This is a genomic window from Kitasatospora sp. NPDC043950, assembly GCF_056435345.1.
In genome coordinates, this window is the sequence record NZ_JBWKER010000092.1 from 1 (window position 1) to 18412 (window position 18412).

Sequence of the window (18412 nt, forward strand, 5' to 3'; positions counted from 1 at the left end):
CGACGTCCGCGCGCTGCTGATGCTGCCCGCCGCCTTCACCATGCAGGTCGCGCACCCGGCCATCGCGGCCGGCGTCGACGAGTACTCCGTCTTCCGCACCGACCCCTGGGGCCGCGGCGAGCGCTCCCTGCGCTCGGTCCAGCTGTGGGTGTACGGCGGTGAGGACGCCGCCGAGGAGGGCCGCCGGGTACGCCGCCTGCACAAGGACATCCAGGGCACCGACACCCGCGGCCGCCGCTACCACTCCCTCGATCCCGCCTGCTACGCGTGGGTGCACGCCACCGGCTTCCCGGTCTACCTCTACGCCGGGCGCTACCTGCTGCGCCGCTTCACCCCCGCCCAGGAGCAGCAGCTCTACCGGGAGTGGCTCCAGGTAGGCCGGATCCTCGGGCTGCGCGACCGGGACATGCCGCAGACCATCGAGGAGTACTGGACCTACTGGGGGCGGATGCTGGCCGAGGAGATCGAGCCGACCGCGGTCGCCCGCGAGCTGGTCGCCACCGACGTGCCGCTGCCCCGGCCCGAGGGCGGCCCGTTCCCGGTACGGCTGCTGCTCCGGCTGACCTGGCCCGCCGTGCGGGCGGCCTTCCTGCGCCTGCGGGCCTTCGTCACCGCGGGGTACATGCCGCCGGAGGCCCGCGCCGCGATCGGGCTGGAGTGGAGCCCGGCGCAGGAACGCCGGCTGCGGCGCTTCAGCACGGCCGTCCGCCTGATCGTCCCCCTGCTCCCGGAGCGGCTGCGCTACCTGCCGATCGCCTACCGGGCCCGCGCCGCATGGCACGCGGGACGCCGCTGACCGACGCCGGGACGCGGGGGCCCCGCCCGGGGGGGGGGGCCCCCCCCCCCACTGCCGTGTGGGGGAGGGGTGGGGGTCAGGGCTGCTGGTCCTCGGGGAGGCTGATCACCCAGCGGGTGTCCTGGCGGGGGCGCAGGTAGAACAGCCAGTAGAGGGTGGCGGCGGCGGTGATGCCGCCGGTCCACAGCAGGGGCTCGGTGTCCAGCTGGGTCATCACGTAGACGAGGACGGCGATCAGCACCACCGGGACGGCCGGCCACAGCGGCATCCGCCAGGCGGCGGCGTGCTTGTGGTGGGCGCGGCGGGAGAGCAGCGCGGCGATCGCGACCAGCAGGTACATCCCGGTGACGGCGACGCCGGTGATGTTGCTGAGCAGTGCGCCCTTGACGAAGCAGAGCGCGGCGCCGGGCAGGCCGACGGCCAGGGTGGCGACCCACGGGGAGCCGAACCGGCCGAGGGTGCCGAAGGCCTTGTTGACCGGCTCGGGCCAGGCCTTGTCGCGGGCGGAGGCGAACAGGACCCGGGAGTTCTGGATGACCATGACGATGCCGGCGTTGATGATCGCCAGCGCGACGCAGAGGCTGATGAAGGTGCCGACCGCGGAGTTGCTCCAGGCGGTGACCATGCCGGAGATGTCGCCGGAGCTCAGGGTCTGGAGGTCGGGGGCGCCCATGGTGATGGCGACGACCGGGACCAGGATGACGGCGGAGGAGATGCCGAGCGTCCACAGCACGGTGCGCGAGACGTTGCGGCGGGGGTTCTCCAGCTCCTCGGAGAGGTAGACGGCGGTGGAGAAGCCCTGGGTGATGAACAGGGCGATGCCGAGCGCGCCGACGATGGCGCCGATGCTCACCGTGGTGGTGGCGCCGCCGTCCCCGGTGACCACGCCGTGCAGCAGGCTGGGGGCGTCGCCGTTGGCGTGGGAGAACCCGAGCACGGAGACGACGCCGGCCGCGATGACCTCCAGCACCAGGAAGACGCCGGTGAGCCAGGCGTTGGCGCGCAGGTCGAGCAGGCCGGCCAGGGTGGCGGCGAGCATCACGGCGGCGCCGGTCATGGCCTTGTCGAGGTGCAGCACGGGGGCGAGGTAGTCGGCGGTGCCGAGGGCGATGACCGAGGGGACGATCATCACGACGATCAGCGAGAGCACGAAGACCAGCCAGCCGGCCAGCCGCCCGGCGAGGGTGCCGACCATCGCGTACTCGCCGCCGGCGCTGGGGATCAGGGTGCCGAGCTCGGAGTAGCAGAACGCGACGGCGACGCACAGCACGGTGCCGATGGCGATGGCCAGGGCGGTGGCGCTGCCGATGCTGGAGAACAGCTCCGGGACGATCACGAAGAGCGTGGAGGCCGGGGTGACGCAGGACAGTGTGAGCAGGGTGCCGCCCACCACGCCGATCGAGCGCTTGAGTTGCTGGGGCGCGACGGCGACGGCGGTGTCGGCCGTCGCGGGGGTCGCGGCGCGTGGCGGGCGAAGCGTGTCGGTCATGTGGCTTCCGATCGGCTCTGTGCGGTCCTGTGGGTGGGAGCGGTATCGCCTCCGCTGGCTGTCTGCTCGGGGTTCTGGTGGGGTCGCTCCTGGGTCGCAATGGAACCTGGGCGTATTGATTGCGTCAATGGCCGAAATGCTTCGGAATCCGTTGCGCGGAAGGGCATAGACATGCGATCCGATGATCACGTACGGTCATTGCGAGCTTTGCCCGACTTGTTACCTCTGCCACATTGCAACTGAATCCAAGGTGAACAGAGTGTTGCAAGCCACCTTTCAAAGGTGTCCGTGGAGTCGGACGGCGATACGCCCAGGCGCCCCCCTGTGCGGCCGCAACCCCCGGGCGGGGTGCGGGAACCGCAGCCCCGCGCCGGAAAGATCTAGGTAACGTTTCGACACCTGGGACGCGAAAGGGGTCGGGCTCCCGTGAGCCCGACCCCTCGATCACCGTCCGTAGCCGCCGGCGCGGTGCGCCGGTGCCCTCACACCAGCGGCAGCCAGCCCGTCTGGACCATCTGCCCGCCGGTCGCCCGGCGCGACACGTACACCCCGCGCCCCGGCGGCAGCGGCATCGGCTTGACCGTCCCCAGCAGCGCGCCCTCGTCCCGGTTGCCGGAGAGGATCACGCCCTGCCCGCCCAGCTCGCGCATCCGCTGCAGCACCGGCTCGTACAGCGAGCGGCCGGCGCCGCCCGCGCTGCGGGCCACGATCACCCGCAGGCCGATGTCCCGGGCGAACGGCAGGAACTCCGCCAGCGGCGCCAGCGGGTTGCCCGAGCCCGTCGCGACCAGCTCGTAGTCGTCCACGATCACGAACATGTCCTTGCCGCTGTACCAGCTGCGGTTGCGCAGCTGCTCGGCGGTGACGTCCGGGCCGGGCAGGCGGCGCGCGCAGGCCCCGCGCAGCATGTCCACGATGGCCGTCATGGCCGGCTGCGCGGCCGCGTACTCCACCAGGTACTCCGGCGGCACGGCGCCCAGCAGCGCGCGCCGGTAGTCGCCGACCACGATGCCCGCCTGGTCCGGGGTGTACCGCTCGGTGATCTGCTTGACCAGCATCCGCAGCAGCGCCGACTTCCCCGACTCGGTGTCGCCGAAGACGATGAACAGCGGGTCGGTCTCGAAGTTCACGAAGGCCGGTGCCAGCTCGGCCTCGTCCACGCCGAAGGCGATCCCGCGCTCCGGGCGCTCGGAGCCCTTCGGCAGCGAGTTCCCGTCCAGGACGGCCGGCAGCATCCGCACCTGCGGCGCGCGCGGCCCGGTCCAGGCCCCGTCGACGGCGGCGACCAGGCCGGCCACCCCGTGCTGGAGGTCGTCCACCGCGCAGGAGCCGTCCAGCCGCGGCAGGCCGGACAGGAAGTGCAGCCGCTCCGGGGTGATGCCGCGCCCGGCCAGCGGCGGGACGTTCTGCGCCACCCGGCGGTCCACCTCGGACTCCATCGGGTCGCCGAGCTTCAGCTCGGTCCGGTTCTGCAGCAGGTCCTTCAGTGCCGGGCGCACCTCCGCGTACCGGGCCGCGGTGATGACCAGGTGGACGCCGTAGCCGAGGCCGCGCTGGGCGATGTCGCCGATCACCGGCTCCAGCACCTCGAACTCCTGCTTGAAGGTGTTCCAGCCGTCGATCACCAGGAACACGTCGCCGAACGCCTCGTCCGGCAGCTGCCCGGCCGCCCGGCGGGCCCGGTAGGTGCCGATGGTGTCGATCCCGGCGGCCCGGAACAGCTCCTCGCGCCGGTTCAGCACCCCGTGCACCTCGGAGACCATCCGGCGCACCTTGTCGACGTCCAGGCGCCCGGCCACCCCGCCGACGTGCGGCAGCCCGGCCAGCGACTGGAAGCTGCCCGCGCCGAAGTCCAGCAGGTAGAACTGCACCTCCCGCGGGGTGTGGGTGAGCGCGAACGAGGCCACCGTGGTGCGCACCACCGTCGACTTGCCCGAGCGCGGGCCGCCCACGACCAGGCCGTGGCCGGCCGCCCCCGCGTAGTCGACCTCCAGGACGTCGGTCTTCTGCTCGCGCGGCTTGTCCACGATGCCGATCGGCACCCGCAGCCGGCCCGCCGGGAAGCCGGGCGCGGTCAGCCCGCGCTCCGGCACCACCTGGAGCGGCGGCAGCAGGTGGTCCATGCTCGGCGCCTCCTCCAGCGGCGGCAGCCACACCTGGTGCGCGGCCGGGCCCTGGCCCGTCATCCGCTGCACGAACACGTCCAGCACGGTGTCGACCAGCGCGTCGTCCTGCTCCGGGGCGAGCGGCGCCTCCTCCTCCACCGCCGGCTCCGGCGGCTCCACCCGGGCCGCGGTGAACAGCACCGGGCGGGCGTTCACCCGCCGCCCGCCGGTCGACCGCTGCTGCCCCGGCGCCCGGTAGGGCCCCGAGACGTACGCGGCCTTGAACCGGTCCATCACGTCCTCGCCGAACTTGAGGTACCCGACGCCCGGCACCGGCGGCAGGTGGTAGGCGTCCGGCACCCCGATCGCCGCCCGCGACTCGGCCGCCGAGAAGGTGCGCAGACCGATCCGGTAGGAGAGGTAGGTGTCCAGGCCGCGCAGCTTGCCCTCCTCCAGGCGCTGCGAGGCCAGCAGCAGGTGCACCCCCAGCGACCGGCCGATCCGGCCGATCTGGATGAACATCTCGATGAAGTCCGGCTTGGCGGTGAGGAGTTCGGAGAACTCGTCGATGATCAGCACCAGCGAGGGCAGCGGGTCCAGCGCCGCGCCGGCCGCCCGGGCCCGCTCGTACTCGTGGATGTTGGCGTAGTTGCCCGCCGAGCGCAGCAGCTCCTGGCGGCGGTGCAGCTCGCCCTCGATCGCGTCGCGCATGCGGTCGACCAGGGTGAGTTCGCCCTCCAGGTTGGTGATCACCGCGGAGGTGTGCGGCATGTCCGCCATGCCGGAGAAGGTCGCGCCGCCCTTGAAGTCGGCGAGGACGAAGTTCAGGATCTCCGAGGAGTGCGTCATCGCCAGCGCCAGCACCAGGGTGCGCAGCAGCTCCGACTTGCCGGAGCCGGTCGCGCCCACGCACAGGCCGTGCGGGCCCATGCCCTCCAGCGCGGCCTCCTTGATGTCCAGGTAGACGTGCTCGCCGTTCGCGCCGACCCCGATCGGCACCCGCATCCGCTCGTGCTGGGCGCGCGGGCGCCAGCTGCGCGTCACGTCGAAGGAGCCCGGGTCGCCCGAGTTCATCAGGTCGGTGAAGTCCAGGTTCGACAGCAGCGGCTCGTCGTCCCCGCCGGCCGAGAGCCGGTACGGCGCCAACTGCCGCGCCAGCGCCTCGGACTGCCAGACCGAGAGCAGGTCCGGCGTGCCGGTGTACGTCGCCCCGGAGGCCGAGCGCAGCACCAGCTCCTGCGGGCTCACCGTCACCATCAGGTGCCCGCTCGGCTCGTCCAGGTCGCCCGGCACCACCTCGATGACGGTCACCCCCTGCACGCCCTCGGGGCTCGCCAGCAGCGAGTTCGGCGGCACCCCGGCGCCGTCCATCACCACCACCAGGTGCGGCTGGTCCGGCGCGGGCGCCGCGTCCCGCACGAACCGCTGGCGGCCGGCCAGCTCGTCCTGCAACAGGAACTCCAGCTCGCCCAGGTCGGTGGCGATCAGCCGGCGCGAGCCCGCGCCGTCGGCCTCCTTGCGGTGCTGGTTGTGAGGGAGCCACTTGGTCCACTCCCACTCCTCCGCCGCGCCCGGCGCCGCGGCCACCGCGACCAGCAGGTCGTCCGGCGAGTGCAGGGTGGTCAACTGGGCGATCATCGCGCGCACGTTGCCGTACACCGAGTCCGCGTCCCCGCACACCGTGACGTGGTAGAAGGCGCGCAGCGACACCGCCAGCGGCAGGTCCTGCAAGGTGCCGTGGGCCTTCAGGAAGGAGTGCATCGCGGCCGCCGACAGCGGCTCCAGCTCGTCCATCGGCGCGGTCTGCGGCGCCACCAGCGGCGTCGACAGCTGAACCGGGCCCAGGCCCACCCGGATCTGCGCGAAGTCGCCGTCCCCGGTGCGGCGCTCCCACAGCCGCCGGCCGTCCGCCACGATCGACCACAGCTGGTCCGGCGCCGGGTTCAGGAACAGCAGCGCGCCGCGCTGGCGCTCCGCCGTGCGGCGCACCTGGCGGCGCATCTGCTGCAGGTACTTGAGGTAGTCGCGCCGCTCGTCCGCCATCGCGGTCGAACCGCCCTTGCGGGCCCGCATGATCTGCGCCAGCACCATGCCGACCGTCGAGGCGACCATCAGGCCGCCCATGATCTTCATCGGGGCCGCCGCGCCCGGCGCGAAGAAGAACACCGCCGAGCCGCCCATGCCGAGCATCGGGAGGATGCTCATCAGCCAGTCCTCGCCGCCCTGCCGGGGCAGTTCGGGCGGGGTCACCAGCTCCACCGGCTCGTCCGGCACCGCCGGCGGATAGGCCCGGCCCGGGCGCTTGACCGTGATCACACCCATGTGTCATCCACCCCGCGGCGTCGATCGATCACTTCGGCATCAGCCCTCACGCAACTGGACTCGTACGACTCGTACGGCTCGTACGGGTTTCGCCAGGGCGAGGACGCACCACACGGCGCCGCCCCCCGTACCGCGCGCAGGGGCCGATCCTAACGGTCGCCCCCGCACCGCCCGCCAGGCCCGCGTCCGCACCCCCCGCCGGGGGCCCGGCCCGCACCGGGGCCGGGCACGAACCGAGCGGGTAGGGTAACGCCGCGCCAACTCGCGGCCCGGTCGGGCCGGTTCCACTGCCACACCGAGCGCCGCCGTGCCGCGGCACCGTCAACAAGGGGGAGCGCCCAGTGCGTCGAAGGACCGAGGTGCGGCGATGAGCGACACCACCGCGACCGGCTACTGCCGGGTCACCGTCGTCGCCCCGGACCGCCGGATCGACGTCGCCCTGCCCGAGGACGTCCCGCTCGCGGACGTCTACCCCGAGGTGCTGCGCCTGGCCAACCAGAGCCAGCCCGACGGCGCGCCCACCGGCTTCCACCTGGTGCGCCGCGACGGCACCGTCCTCGACAGCGGCCTGCCGCTCGCCGCCCAGCAGGTCCGCGACGGCGACCTGCTCGCGCTGCGCCCCTTCGCCGAGTCCCTCCCGCCGGCCGTCTACGACGACGTCGCCGACGCGATCGCCAGCGCCGTCGAGACCGACCGCCGGCTCTGGAGCGCCGAACTCATGCGGGCCTTCGGCCTGATCGGCGCCGCGCTGCTGCTCGTCCTGCTCGGCTTCGCGCTCTGGTTCGCCGACCTGCGCCACGACATGCACGGCCTGCCCGGCGTCCTGGCCGGCGTCACCGCCGTCGTCCTCACCGCGCTGGCCGGCGTCCGCGCCCGGGTCTACCAGGACGCCCACGCCGCCCTCGCGCTCGGCCTCGGCGCCCTGCCGCACGCCATGATCGGCGGCAGCGGCGTCCTCGCCGTCGCCCACCCGTGGGACGGCCCCGGCCGGCTCCAGTTCCTGGCCGGCTGCGTCGCCGTCCTGGTGGTCGCCGTGCTGCTGGTGGGACTGCTCCCCGAGAAGGACGCGGTGTTCGTCGCCGCCGCCCTGGTCGCCGCCGCCGGCGCGCTCGCCACCTTCGCCGCCGTCCTGCTGCCGGACACCCCCGCCGGGCACATCGCCGCCGTCACCGGCATCACCGCCGTCGCGGCCGTCGGCTTCCTGCCCGGCCTCTCCGCCCGCTTCGCCCGGCTGCCCGTCGGCTTCAGCGCCCCGGGCCAGACCCGCACCCGCAGCCGCGACTACGACGAGGAGGCCGAGCGCGCCGAGGCCGTCCAGTACGAGCGGATCGCCCACCAGGCCCGCCGCGGCCACGAGGTCCTGGTCGGCCTGGTCGGCGGCTGCGCCGCGGTCGTGGTCGGCTCCTGCGCCGTCCTCGGCTTCACCGACCGGACGTTCCCCGAGCTGCTCGCGCTCGCCCTGGGCCTGGCCACGATGCTGCGCGCCCGGCTGTTCCGCTACACCGCGCAGGTCTTCAGCCTCACCATCGCCGGGCTGCTCGGTCTGGCCCTGCTGATCATCGGCCTGTCCCTGCACACCCCGCAGTTCATCCTGCGCGCTGCCAGTTCCGCCGAGGTCGACCTGCGCACCGTCTGGCTGGCCGCCTCCATCGCGTTCGGCGCGGCGCTGCTCGCCGCGATCGCGCTGGTGGTGCCCCGGCTCGGCGTCTCCCCGTTCTGGGGGCGCATCCTGGACCTGGTCGACAGCCTGACCCTGATCTCCCTCGTCCCGCTGGCGCTCGCCGTCCTGGACGTCTACCGGCTGGTCCGCGGCGCCACCAGCTGACCGGCCGGCCCGTGCCGCCCGCCCCGTTCGGCCCGTCCGGCCCGCCGACCGGCCGGGTGGGCGGCACTGGTACCCTTGGCCTTCGAGCGCAGCCGTGTGTCCGCCTCCGGTGGGTCGCAGACCGCCGGCCGCGCTCCGTCACGACACCGAGTCCTCATGAGTCCTGTGTTGTCGACCAGGACCGCTCGGTACACCCTGAAGGAGTTGCAGTGGCTCTCGCCTCTGACGTCAAGAAGCAGATCTTCGCCGAGTTCGGCCAGAAGGAGGGCGACACCGGTTCCCCCGAGGTCCAGGTGGCCATGCTCTCCCGCCGCATCGCGGACCTGACCGAGCACCTCAAGATCCACAAGCACGACCACCACTCGCGTCGTGGCCTGCTGATCCTGGTCGGCCAGCGCCGCCGCCTGCTGCAGTACCTGGCCAAGAAGGACATCGAGCGCTTCCGTACGCTCGTCGACCGCCTGGGCATCCGCCGCGGTGCCGCCGGTGGCGCCCGCTAAGACCGCCGCTCGGGGCGGCTCCCCACACCGGGGAGCCGCCCCTCGCGCGTATGCCGCGGACACCCCGAGCCGCGGCGCCCGGACATAACAACTCGCGCGTACCTCCCCAGGTGGCCGAGGATTGCACCGTAGGGTTGTGGGCATGCCCGGTGATGGCGCACCAGCGCGCCACCCGGGCAGACGAACCCGAACCCCCCCGCGGGCCGAAGGCTTCAAACGGAAGCCGCCCGCATCCGAGAGAGCGTCCAGACGCGGACCGCCCGTCCCGGCCCGGCAGCCGTGAGGCGCCGGTCCTCGGTAGTGGCCCCCGGAAGCCCCGCAGACCGAGCGGAGCACCCCGGAGGCTTCGATCGAAGACCGGCCCGACTGCCGTCCTCCTTGCCAGGAGGGCCAGGGCCAGCCGGCAGGCAGCGCGGGGACGCTCTCCCGGAGACGTACGAAAGAGGAGATCTTCCAGGTGGAAGAGAACGTGTTCTACGCCGAGGCCGTGATCGACAACGGTTCCTTCGGCACCCGTACCATCCGCTTCGAGACCGGCCGTCTGGCCCGTCAGGCCGCCGGCTCCGCCGTGGCCTACCTGGACGACGACACCATGGTGCTGTCGGCCACCAGCGCGTCCAAGCAGCCGAAGGAGCACTTCGACTTCTTCCCGCTGACCGTGGACGTCGAGGAGCGCATGTACGCCGCGGGCCGCATCCCCGGCTCGTTCTTCCGTCGTGAGGGCCGGCCCTCCGAGGACGCGATCCTCACCTGCCGCCTGATCGACCGCCCGCTGCGCCCGTCCTTCGTCAAGGGCCTGCGCAACGAGGTCCAGGTCGTCTGCACCGTCATGGCGCTCAACCCCGACCACCTGTACGACGTGGTGGCCATCAACGCCGCCTCCGCCTCCACCCAGCTGGCGGGCCTGCCGTTCTCCGGCCCGATCGGCGGCGTCCGCGTCGCGCTGATCAACGGCCAGTGGGTGGCCTTCCCGACCCACAGCGAGCTGGAGTCGGCCGTCTTCGACATGGTCGTCGCCGGTCGCGTCCTGCCGGACGGCGACGTCGCGATCATGATGGTCGAGGCCGAGGCCACCGACAAGACCATCAAGCTGGTCGAGGGCGGCGCCGAGGCGCCGACCGAGGACGTCGTCGCCGCCGGTCTGGACGCCGCCAAGCCGTTCATCAAGGTGCTGTGCGCCGCCCAGTCGCAGCTCGCCGCCCAGGCCGCCAAGCCGACCGGCGTGTTCCCGGTCTTCCTGGACTACCAGGACGACGTCCTCGCCGCGCTGACCGCCGCCGTCAAGGACGAGCTCGCCCAGGCCCTCACCATCCCGGGCAAGCAGGAGCGCAACAACGAGCTGGACCGCGTCAAGGCGCTGGCCGCCGAGAAGCTGCTCCCCGAGTTCGAGGGCCGCGAGAAGGAGATCAGCGCCGCCTACAACGCGCTGACCAAGAAGGTCGTCCGCGAGCGCGTCATCAAGGACAAGGTCCGCATCGACGGCCGCGGTGTCACCGACATCCGCACCCTGGCCGCCGAGGTCGAGGCCATCCCGCGCGTGCACGGCTCGGCCCTGTTCGAGCGTGGCGAGACCCAGATCCTGGGCGTCACCACCCTCAACATGCTGCGCATGGAGCAGCAGTTGGACACGCTCTCCCCGGAGACGCGCCGCCGCTACATGCACAACTACAACTTCCCGCCGTACTCGGTCGGCGAGACCGGCCGCGTGGGTGCGCCCAAGCGCCGCGAGATCGGCCACGGCGCGCTGGCGGAGCGGGCGATCATCCCCGTGCTGCCCTCGCGCGAGGAGTTCCCGTACGCCATCCGCCAGGTCTCCGAGGCGCTGAGCTCCAACGGCTCCACCTCGATGGGCTCGGTCTGCGCCTCCACCATGTCGCTGCTGAACGCCGGTGTGCCGCTGAAGGCCGCCGTCGCCGGTATCGCCATGGGCCTGATCTCCCAGGAGATCGACGGCGAGACCCACTACGTCGCGCTGACCGACATCCTCGGTGCCGAGGACGCGTACGGCGACATGGACTTCAAGGTTGCCGGTACCCGCAACTTCATCACCGCCCTGCAGCTGGACACCAAGCTCAACGGCATCCCGGCGTCGGTGCTGGCCGCCGCGCTGAAGCAGGCCAAGGACGCGCGTCTGCACATCCTCGACGTGATGAACGAGGCCATCGACACGCCGGACGAGATGTCCCCGAACGCCCCGCGGATCATCACCATCAAGATCCCGGTGGACAAGATCGGTGAGGTCATCGGCCCCAAGGGCAAGATGATCAACCAGATCCAGGAGGACACCGGCGCCGAGATCACGATCGAGGACGACGGCACCATCTACATCGGTGCCGCCGACGGACCGGCCGCCGAGGCCGCCCGCACCACGATCAACCAGATCGCTAACCCGACCATGCCGGAGGTCGGCGAGCGCTACCTGGGCACCGTGGTGAAGACCACGACGTTCGGCGCGTTCGTCTCGCTCATGCCGGGCAAGGACGGCCTGCTGCACATCTCGCAGATCCGCAAGCTGGCCGGCGGCAAGCGCGTCGAGAACGTCGAGGACGTCCTCGGTGTCGGCGCCAAGGTGCAGGTCGAGATCGCCGAGATCGACCCGCGCGGCAAGCTCTCCCTCATCCCCGTCGTCGAGGGCGAGGAAGCCGGCGAGACCGCTTCCGAGTGAAGCGCCGCTAGCTGACCCTTGCGGCCCGTACGCCTCCCGGCGTGCGGGCCGCACCCTGTTGCCCCCGCGTTCGTCCATGCGTTCCCACGCGTGTTTCCTCTGGAGGTACCCCCCGTGGCTCAGGCCCCGGCGGCGAAGCAGCGCCCCGGCTCCACCCGGACCCTGCTCAAGGGCGCCGACGGCGCCGGCACGGTGCGCCGCACCGTCCTCCCCGGCGGCCTTCGGGTCGTCACCGAGACCCTGCCGACGGTGCGCTCAGCCACCTTCGGCATCTGGGTCGGCGTCGGCTCGCGGGACGAGACCCCGCAGCTCAACGGCGCCACCCACTACCTGGAGCACCTGCTCTTCAAGGGCACCGCGCGGCGCAGCGCGCTGGACATCTCGGCTGCCCTGGACGCGGTCGGCGGTGAGATGAACGCCTTCACCGCGAAGGAGAACACCTGCTACTACGCCCGGGTCCTGGACACCGACCTGCCGCTGGCCATCGACGTGGTCTGCGACATGGTCACCGGCTCGCTGATCCGCTCCGAGGACGTCGACGCCGAGCGCGGCGTCATCCTCGAGGAGATGGCGATGGCCGAGGACGACCCGGGCGACGTGGTGCACGACCTGTTCGCCAAGGTGATCTTCGGCAGCGGCCCGCTCGGCCGCCCCATCCTGGGCACCCAGGAGACCATCAAGGTGCTCACCCGGGAGCAGATCGCCGGCTTCTACCGCCGCCGCTACCGGCCCGAGAACCTGGTCGTCTCGGCCGCCGGCAACCTCGACCACCACACGGTGGTCAAGCAGGTCGAGCAGGCCTTCGCGGCGGTACTGGCCCGCTCCGACGCGGCCCCCGCCGAGGCCCGCCGCGGCGTCAAGGCGCTGCGCACGGCCGGCCGGGTCGAGGTGCTCAACCGCTCCACCGAGCAGGCCCACCTGGTGCTGGGCGTGCCCGGGGTGCCTCGGCACGACGAGCGCCGCTGGGCGATGGGCGTGCTCAACGCGGCCCTCGGCGGCGGGATGAGCTCCCGGCTGTTCCAGGAGGTGCGGGAGAAGCGCGGCCTGGCGTACTCGGTGTACTCGTACTCCTCGTCCTACGCGGACAGCGGCCTGTTCGGCATCTACGCCGGCTGCCAGCCCAAGCGGGTCGAGGAGGTGCTGCGGATCTGCCGCGCGGAGCTGGCCAAGGTGGTCGCCGAGGGCATCACCGAGGAGGAGCTGCGGCGCGCGATCGGCCAGATCTCCGGCTCCACCGTGCTGGGCATGGAGGACACCGGCTCGCTGATGAACCGGATCGGCAAGGCCGAGTTGAGCTACGGACACCACCTGTCGGTGGACGAGATGCTGGCGCGGATCGCGGCCGTGACCCTGGACGACGTCCACGCGGTGGCCCGTGATGTGCTGGGCGCGTACCGGCCGTCGCTGGCGCTGATCGGACCGGTCAACGACAAGCGGGCCGCCAAGCTCGCCGATCTGCTGGTGTGAGAGGACATTTCGCTATGACGCTGCGTGTCGCCGTGATCGGTGCCAACGGTCGGATCGGCTCCGAGGCGGTCAAGGCCGTCGAGGCCGCGCCGGACCTCGAACTGGTGGCCACCCTGGGCCGCGGGTCCGAGCCGGCGGAGCTGACCGAGGCCGGCGTCCAGGTCGCCGTCGAGCTCACCCACCCGGACTCGGTGATGGGCAACCTCGACTACTGCCTGCACCACGGCATCCACGTGGTCACCGGGACCACCGGCTGGACGGACGAGCGGCTGGCCACCGTCCGCGGCTGGCTCGACCAGGCCCCCGAGCTGGGCCTGCTGATCGCGCCGAACTTCTCCATCGGCGCGGTGCTCGGCATGAAGTTCGCCCAGACCGCGGCGAAGTACTTCGAGTCGGTCGAGGTGGTCGAGCTGCACCACGACCGCAAGGCCGACGCCCCCAGCGGCACCGCCACCCGTACCGCGCAGCTGATCGCGGCGGCCCGCGCCGAGGCCGGCCGCCCGCAGCAGCAGGACCCGACCACCCACAGCCTGCCCGGTGCCCGCGGCGCCGACGTGGACGGGGTGCCGGTGCACGCCGTCCGGCTGCGCGGGCTGCTCGCCCACCAGCAGGTGATGTTCGGCGACACCGGTGAGACGCTCACCATCCGGCACGACTCGCTGCACCACAGCAGCTTCATGCCGGGCATCCTGCTCGGTGTGCGCAAGGTCGTGGAGACGCCGGGGCTCACCCTGGGCCTCGAACACTTCCTGGACCTGTGAGCCCGGCATGACGTCCCGTACCGGATTCTTCGTCCTGTCCGGCGTGCTGCTGCTGGTCGCCCTCCTCTGCGTCGGGGAGGGCGTCCAACTGGTCGCCACCGGTAAGCCGCTCGGCATCGGCATCGGCCTGTGCGCCTTCGTCATCCCGGTGATCGGCGTCTGGTTCCTGCGCCAGACCGTCCGGTTCGGCCGGGCCAGCGAGCAGCTCGCCCGGGAGCTGGAGGCCGAGGGCGGCCTGCCGGTGGACGAGCTCCAGCGCACCACCGGCGGGCGGATCGACCGGGCCTCGGCCGACGCGGTGTTCGCCCGCCGACAGACCGAGGCGGAGGCCGCGCCGGCCGACTGGCGGGTCTGGTTCCGCCTCGCGGTGGCGTACGCCGACGCCGGCGACACCCCGCGCGCCCGCAAGACCATGCAGCACGCCATCAAGCTGCACAGCACCGAACCCGCAAGGAGCAACGCGTGAGCGACCAACCGACGGCCCCCAGCTTCCGCAGCGACGTCACGGTCGAGCTGGTCCGCAGCGCGGCCGCCGACTCGGACGTCATCTGGGCGGCCCGCGTCTCGACCGCGGGGGAGCAGTCCCTGGAGGCGGTCCAGCAGGACCCGGAGAAGTCCAAGGGCCTGATCAACTTCCTGATGCGGGACCGGCACGGCACCCCCTTCGAGCACAACTCGATGACCTTCTTCATCAGCGCGCCGATCTTCGTGTTCCGGGAGTTCCACCGGCACCGCAGCGGCTGGTCCTACAACGAGGAGTCCGGCCGCTACCGCGAGCTGCAGCCGGTCTTCTACGTCCCGGCGGAGGAGCGCAAGCTCGTCCAGCAGGGCCGCCCGGGCCGCTACGAGTTCGTCGACGGCACCCCCGAGCAGCACAGGACCACCACCGAGGCGATGGAGGCCGCGTACCGCGAGTCCTACGCGCGCTACCAGGAGATGCTGGCGGCCGGCGTGGCCCGCGAGGTGGCCCGGGCGGTGCTGCCGGTCGGCCTGTTCTCCTCGATGTACGCGACCTGCAACTCCCGTTCGCTGATGCACTTCCTGTCGCTGCGGACCAAGCGGGAGCACTCGGCGGTGCCGTCCTTCCCGCAGCGCGAGATCGAGATGGTCGCCGAGCAGATGGAGCAGGAGTGGGCGCGGCTCATGCCGCTCACCCATGCGGCCTTCGAGAAGCACGGCCGGGTCGCTCCCTGACCTGGGACGATAGGCATATGGGCGGAGTGTCACGCATGTCTGGATTGCGGCTTTTCTAGCCGCTCCCTACATTCATGAACACGGATTCCGGTGCTGCCCGAACCCCCGAGCGGGCAGCACCGGAATCCCATGTCACCGCCTGTTTCCGCCGCTTCGCGTGGTATGCCCCTGTCCGAACACTGGACCGGTGTGGGTACCGCCCCACCGCCTACGAGTAGCTTTGGACGCATGGCTCCGACCTCCACCCCCCAGACGCCGTTCGGCCGGGTCCTGACCGCGATGGTCACCCCGTTCACCGCCGACGGCGGACTCGACCTCGACGGCGCCCAGCGCCTCGCCACGCACCTCGTGGACTCCGGCAACGACGGCCTCGTCGTCAACGGCACCACCGGTGAGTCCCCGACCACCAGCGACGCCGAGAAGGCCCAGCTCGTCCGCGCCGTGGTGGAGGCGGTCGGGGATCGCGCCCACGTGGTGGCCGGCGTCGGCACCAACGACACCCACCACAGTGCCGAGCTGGCGCGACAGGCGGAGGCCGCCGGAGCCCACGGCCTGCTGGTCGTCACGCCGTACTACAGCAAGCCCCCGCAGGAGGGCCTGTACCGGCACACCGTGCACATCGCGGACACCACCGGGCTGCCGGTCATGCTCTACGACATCCCGGGCCGCAGCGGCGTCGCGCTGAGCCACGAGACGCTGGTCCGCCTCGGCGAGCACCCGCGGATCGTCGCCAACAAGGACGCCAAGGGCGACCTCGGCGCGGCCGCCTGGGCCATCGCCCGCTCCGACCTCGCCTGGTACTCCGGCGACGACATCCTCAACCTGCCGCTGCTGTCGGTCGGAGCCGCCGGAGTGGTCAGCGTCGTCGGACACGTCGTGGCCGGCGAACTGCGTGCGATGATCGAGGCGTACCTGGCCGGCGATGTGGCCAAGGCCACGGCGATCCACCAGGGCCTGCTCCCGGTGTTCAGCGGTATGTTCCGCACGCAGGGTGTCATCCTCGCCAAGGCCGCGCTGGAGCTCCAGGGACTGCCGGCCGGCCCGCTGAGGCTGCCGCTGGTCGGCGCGACTCCCGAGGAGATCGCACGATTGACGAAGGATCTCGCCGCCGGCGGGGTACACCTGTAACAGACGAAGACGTGCGCGCCCCGGCTCGCCGGACCCTCACGGGCCCGCCGCTGGACCGGACCGACGGCGCGAGAGCACCGACCCAGTAGGAAAACGACACTGAGTACGCACGCCATATGTCTTCAGGGGGAGGACCCCGGGCATATGGCGTGCGTCGTGAGGAGAGTCTTTTGAGTCACCCGCACCCCGAACTCGGCGCACCCCCGGCCCTGAAGGAGGGCGCCCTCCGCATCACCCCGCTCGGCGGTCTCGGCGAGATCGGCCGCAACATGACGGTCTTCGAATACGGGGGCCGCATCCTGATCGTCGACTGCGGCGTCCTCTTCCCCGAGGACGAGCAGCCCGGCGTGGACCTGATCCTCCCGGACTTCACCTACATCCGGGACCGCCTCGACAAGATCGACGGCATCGTCCTCACCCACGGGCACGAGGACCACATCGGCGCCGTCCCGTTCCTCCTGCGGGAGAACCCGGACATCCCGCTGATCGGCTCCAAGCTGACCCTCGCCCTGATCGAGGCCAAGCTCGCCGAGCACCGCATCCGGCCGTACGTGCTGGAGGTCAAGGAGGGCGAGCGCGAGCGCATCGGTCCCTTCGACTGCGAGTTCATCGCGGTCAACCACTCCATCCCGGACGCCCTGGCGGTCGCCGTCCGCACCCCCGCGGGCATGGTCGTGGCCACCGGCGACTTCAAGATGGACCAGCTGCCGCTCGACGGCCGCCTGACCGACCTGCCGACCTTCGCCAAGTTGGCCGAAGAGGGCATGGACCTGCTGCTGGTGGACTCCACCAACGCTGAGGTCCCCGGCTTCATCCCGCCCGAGCGGGACATCTCGGCCGCGCTGCGGAACGTCTTCGCGAACGCCGACAAGCGCATCATCGTCGCCTCCTTCGCCAGCCACGTGCACCGCATCCAGCAGGTGCTGGACGCCGCGCACGAGTACAAGCGCAAGGTCGCCTTCGTCGGCCGCTCGATGGTCCGCAACATGGGCATCGCCCGCGACCTCGGCTACCTGAAGGTCCCCGGCAACATGGTCGTCGACGTCAAGCAGCTCGACGACCTGCCGGACAAGGACGTCGTGCTGATCTGCACCGGCTCCCAGGGCGAGCCGATGGCGGCGCTGTCCCGGATGGCCAACCGCGACCACCAGATCCGCATCGTCGAGGGCGACACCGTCGTCCTGGCCTCGTCGCTCATCCCGGGCAACGAGAACGCCGTCTACCGGGTGATCAACGGCCTCACCCGCTGGGGCGCCAAGGTCGTGCACAAGGGCAACGCCAAGGTGCACGTCTCCGGCCACGCCTCGGCCGGTGAGCTGCTGTACTTCTTCAACATCTGCAAGCCGCGCAACCTGATGCCGGTCCACGGCGAGTGGCGCCACCTGCGGGCCGCCGCCGACCTGGGCATCGCCACCGGCATTCCGCGCAACCGCGTGGTCATCGCCGAGGACGGCGTCTGCGTCGACCTGGAGAAGGGCGTCGCCCGGATCGTCGGCAAGGTGCAGGCCGGGTACGTCTACGTGGACGGCGCCTCGGTCGGCGACATCACCGAGGCCTCGCTCAAGGACCGCAGGATCCTCGGCGAGGAGGGCTTCATCTCGGTCTTCGTCGCGGTTGACTCGACCAACGGCAAGATCGTGGGCGGCCCGACCTTCCAGGCCCGCGGCTCCGGCATCGACGACAACGCGTTCGTGCCGGTCGCCGCCAAGCTCCAGGAGGCCCTGGACCGCTCGGCGAGCGACGGCGTGCTGGAGCCCCGCCTGGTCCAGCAACTGGTCCGCCGGACCGTCGGCAAGTGGGTGGCGGACAACTACCGCCGCCGGCCGATGATCCTGCCGGTCGTCGTCGAGGTCTGAGCCTCCGGCGGCTGGTTTGACGTGGGGCAGCCCGGTGCGTAATGTTCTCCGGGTTGCCCCACGGGACGGCCCCGCAGGAAGTCTCGAATGCGAATTCGAGAATGACCGCGGAAAACGGCCCGAGAAACTCTGGTAGAGTTCGGGAGCGCCGAAAGGCGAAAGCCGATCAGGTAAATGAAACTCCGGAAAACGGAGCGGAAAACATCTGATAAGCTGGAAACACGAAAGAACGAAGCGCCCGGAGGGCCCGCTGGAAGGCGGTCCGAAGGAAGTGTCCGTTCCTTGAGAACTCAACAGCGTGCCA

At 71.6% G+C, this 18412-nt stretch carries 12 protein-coding genes; 10 read left to right on the top strand and 2 right to left on the bottom strand.

Going from position 1 to position 18412, the window contains the following annotated elements:
- Positions 1-796, top strand: a 796-nt coding sequence (locus AC07BF_RS36045) for an oxygenase MpaB family protein (RefSeq protein ID WP_478334493.1), incomplete at its 5' end; no start/stop codon positions are given.
- 76 nt (positions 797-872) lie between these two features.
- Here the strand turns inward: AC07BF_RS36045 and AC07BF_RS36050 are convergent.
- Both AC07BF_RS36050 and eccCa read right to left on the bottom strand, forming a co-directional pair.
- The gene (locus AC07BF_RS36050; RefSeq protein WP_478334494.1) at positions 873-2285 is read right to left on the bottom strand and encodes an APC family permease; all 1413 of its coding nucleotides are present in this window, start codon (positions 2283-2285) and stop codon (positions 873-875) included.
- 482 nt (positions 2286-2767) lie between these two features.
- A complete protein-coding gene (gene eccCa / locus AC07BF_RS36055; RefSeq protein ID WP_478334495.1) occupies positions 2768-6712 on the bottom strand; it encodes a type VII secretion protein EccCa in 3945 nt (1314 codons plus the stop codon).
- 367 nt (positions 6713-7079) lie between these two features.
- Between eccCa and eccD the strand changes: the two genes are divergently transcribed.
- The 9 genes from eccD (at position 7080) to AC07BF_RS36100 (ending at position 18108) form a co-directional block, all read left to right on the top strand.
- Entirely contained in the window at positions 7080-8537 is a 1458-nt protein-coding gene (eccD, locus tag AC07BF_RS36060) for a type VII secretion integral membrane protein EccD (protein WP_363586533.1), read from the top strand.
- Positions 8538-8746: 209 nt separating this feature from the next.
- Positions 8747-9037 (top strand): 30S ribosomal protein S15, encoded by a 291-nt coding sequence (gene rpsO, locus AC07BF_RS36065; RefSeq protein WP_363586534.1) that lies wholly within the window; start codon positions 8747-8749, stop codon positions 9035-9037.
- Between the two features lie 457 nt (positions 9038-9494).
- Positions 9495-11702, top strand: coding sequence for a polyribonucleotide nucleotidyltransferase (locus AC07BF_RS36070; RefSeq protein ID WP_363586535.1), 2208 nt, complete (start codon positions 9495-9497; stop codon positions 11700-11702).
- A 114-nt stretch (positions 11703-11816) separates the two neighbouring features.
- Complete coding sequence (locus AC07BF_RS36075; protein ID WP_350887436.1) at positions 11817-13169, top strand: M16 family metallopeptidase; 1353 nt, start codon at positions 11817-11819, stop codon at positions 13167-13169.
- Between the two features lie 14 nt (positions 13170-13183).
- Complete coding sequence (dapB, locus tag AC07BF_RS36080) at positions 13184-13930, top strand: 4-hydroxy-tetrahydrodipicolinate reductase (protein ID WP_063347605.1); 747 nt, start codon at positions 13184-13186, stop codon at positions 13928-13930.
- A 7-nt stretch (positions 13931-13937) separates the two neighbouring features.
- The gene (locus tag AC07BF_RS36085) at positions 13938-14396 is read left to right on the top strand and encodes a tetratricopeptide repeat protein (protein ID WP_363586536.1); all 459 of its coding nucleotides are present in this window, start codon (positions 13938-13940) and stop codon (positions 14394-14396) included.
- Positions 14393-15124 (top strand): FAD-dependent thymidylate synthase, encoded by a 732-nt coding sequence (gene thyX, locus AC07BF_RS36090; RefSeq protein WP_363586537.1) that lies wholly within the window; start codon positions 14393-14395, stop codon positions 15122-15124. The genes AC07BF_RS36085 and thyX overlap by 4 nt, the downstream gene beginning before the upstream one ends.
- 228 nt (positions 15125-15352) lie before the next feature.
- On the top strand, positions 15353-16252 hold the full coding sequence (gene dapA, locus AC07BF_RS36095) for a 4-hydroxy-tetrahydrodipicolinate synthase (RefSeq protein ID WP_063347602.1): 900 nt from the start codon (positions 15353-15355) through the stop codon (positions 16250-16252).
- 170 nt (positions 16253-16422) lie between these two features.
- Positions 16423-18108, top strand: a complete 1686-nt coding sequence (locus tag AC07BF_RS36100; protein ID WP_363586538.1) for a ribonuclease J — start codon at positions 16423-16425, stop codon at positions 18106-18108.
- The last annotated feature ends 304 nt before the right edge of the window (positions 18109-18412 follow it).

Bases quoted from the DNA above. Each gene is read 5' to 3' on its own strand.
- AC07BF_RS36050 (WP_478334494.1), bottom strand. From the start codon at position 2,285: ATGACCGACACGCTTCGCCCGCCACGCGCCGCGACCCCCGCGACGGCC.
- eccCa (WP_478334495.1), bottom strand. From the start codon at position 6,712: ATGGGTGTGATCACGGTCAAGCGCCCGGGCCGGGCCTATCCGCCGGCG.
- eccD (WP_363586533.1), top strand. From the start codon at position 7,080: ATGAGCGACACCACCGCGACCGGCTACTGCCGGGTCACCGTCGTCGCC.
- dapB (WP_063347605.1), top strand. From the start codon at position 13,184: ATGACGCTGCGTGTCGCCGTGATCGGTGCCAACGGTCGGATCGGCTCC.
- AC07BF_RS36085 (WP_363586536.1), top strand. From the start codon at position 13,938: ATGACGTCCCGTACCGGATTCTTCGTCCTGTCCGGCGTGCTGCTGCTG.
- dapA (WP_063347602.1), top strand. From the start codon at position 15,353: ATGGCTCCGACCTCCACCCCCCAGACGCCGTTCGGCCGGGTCCTGACC.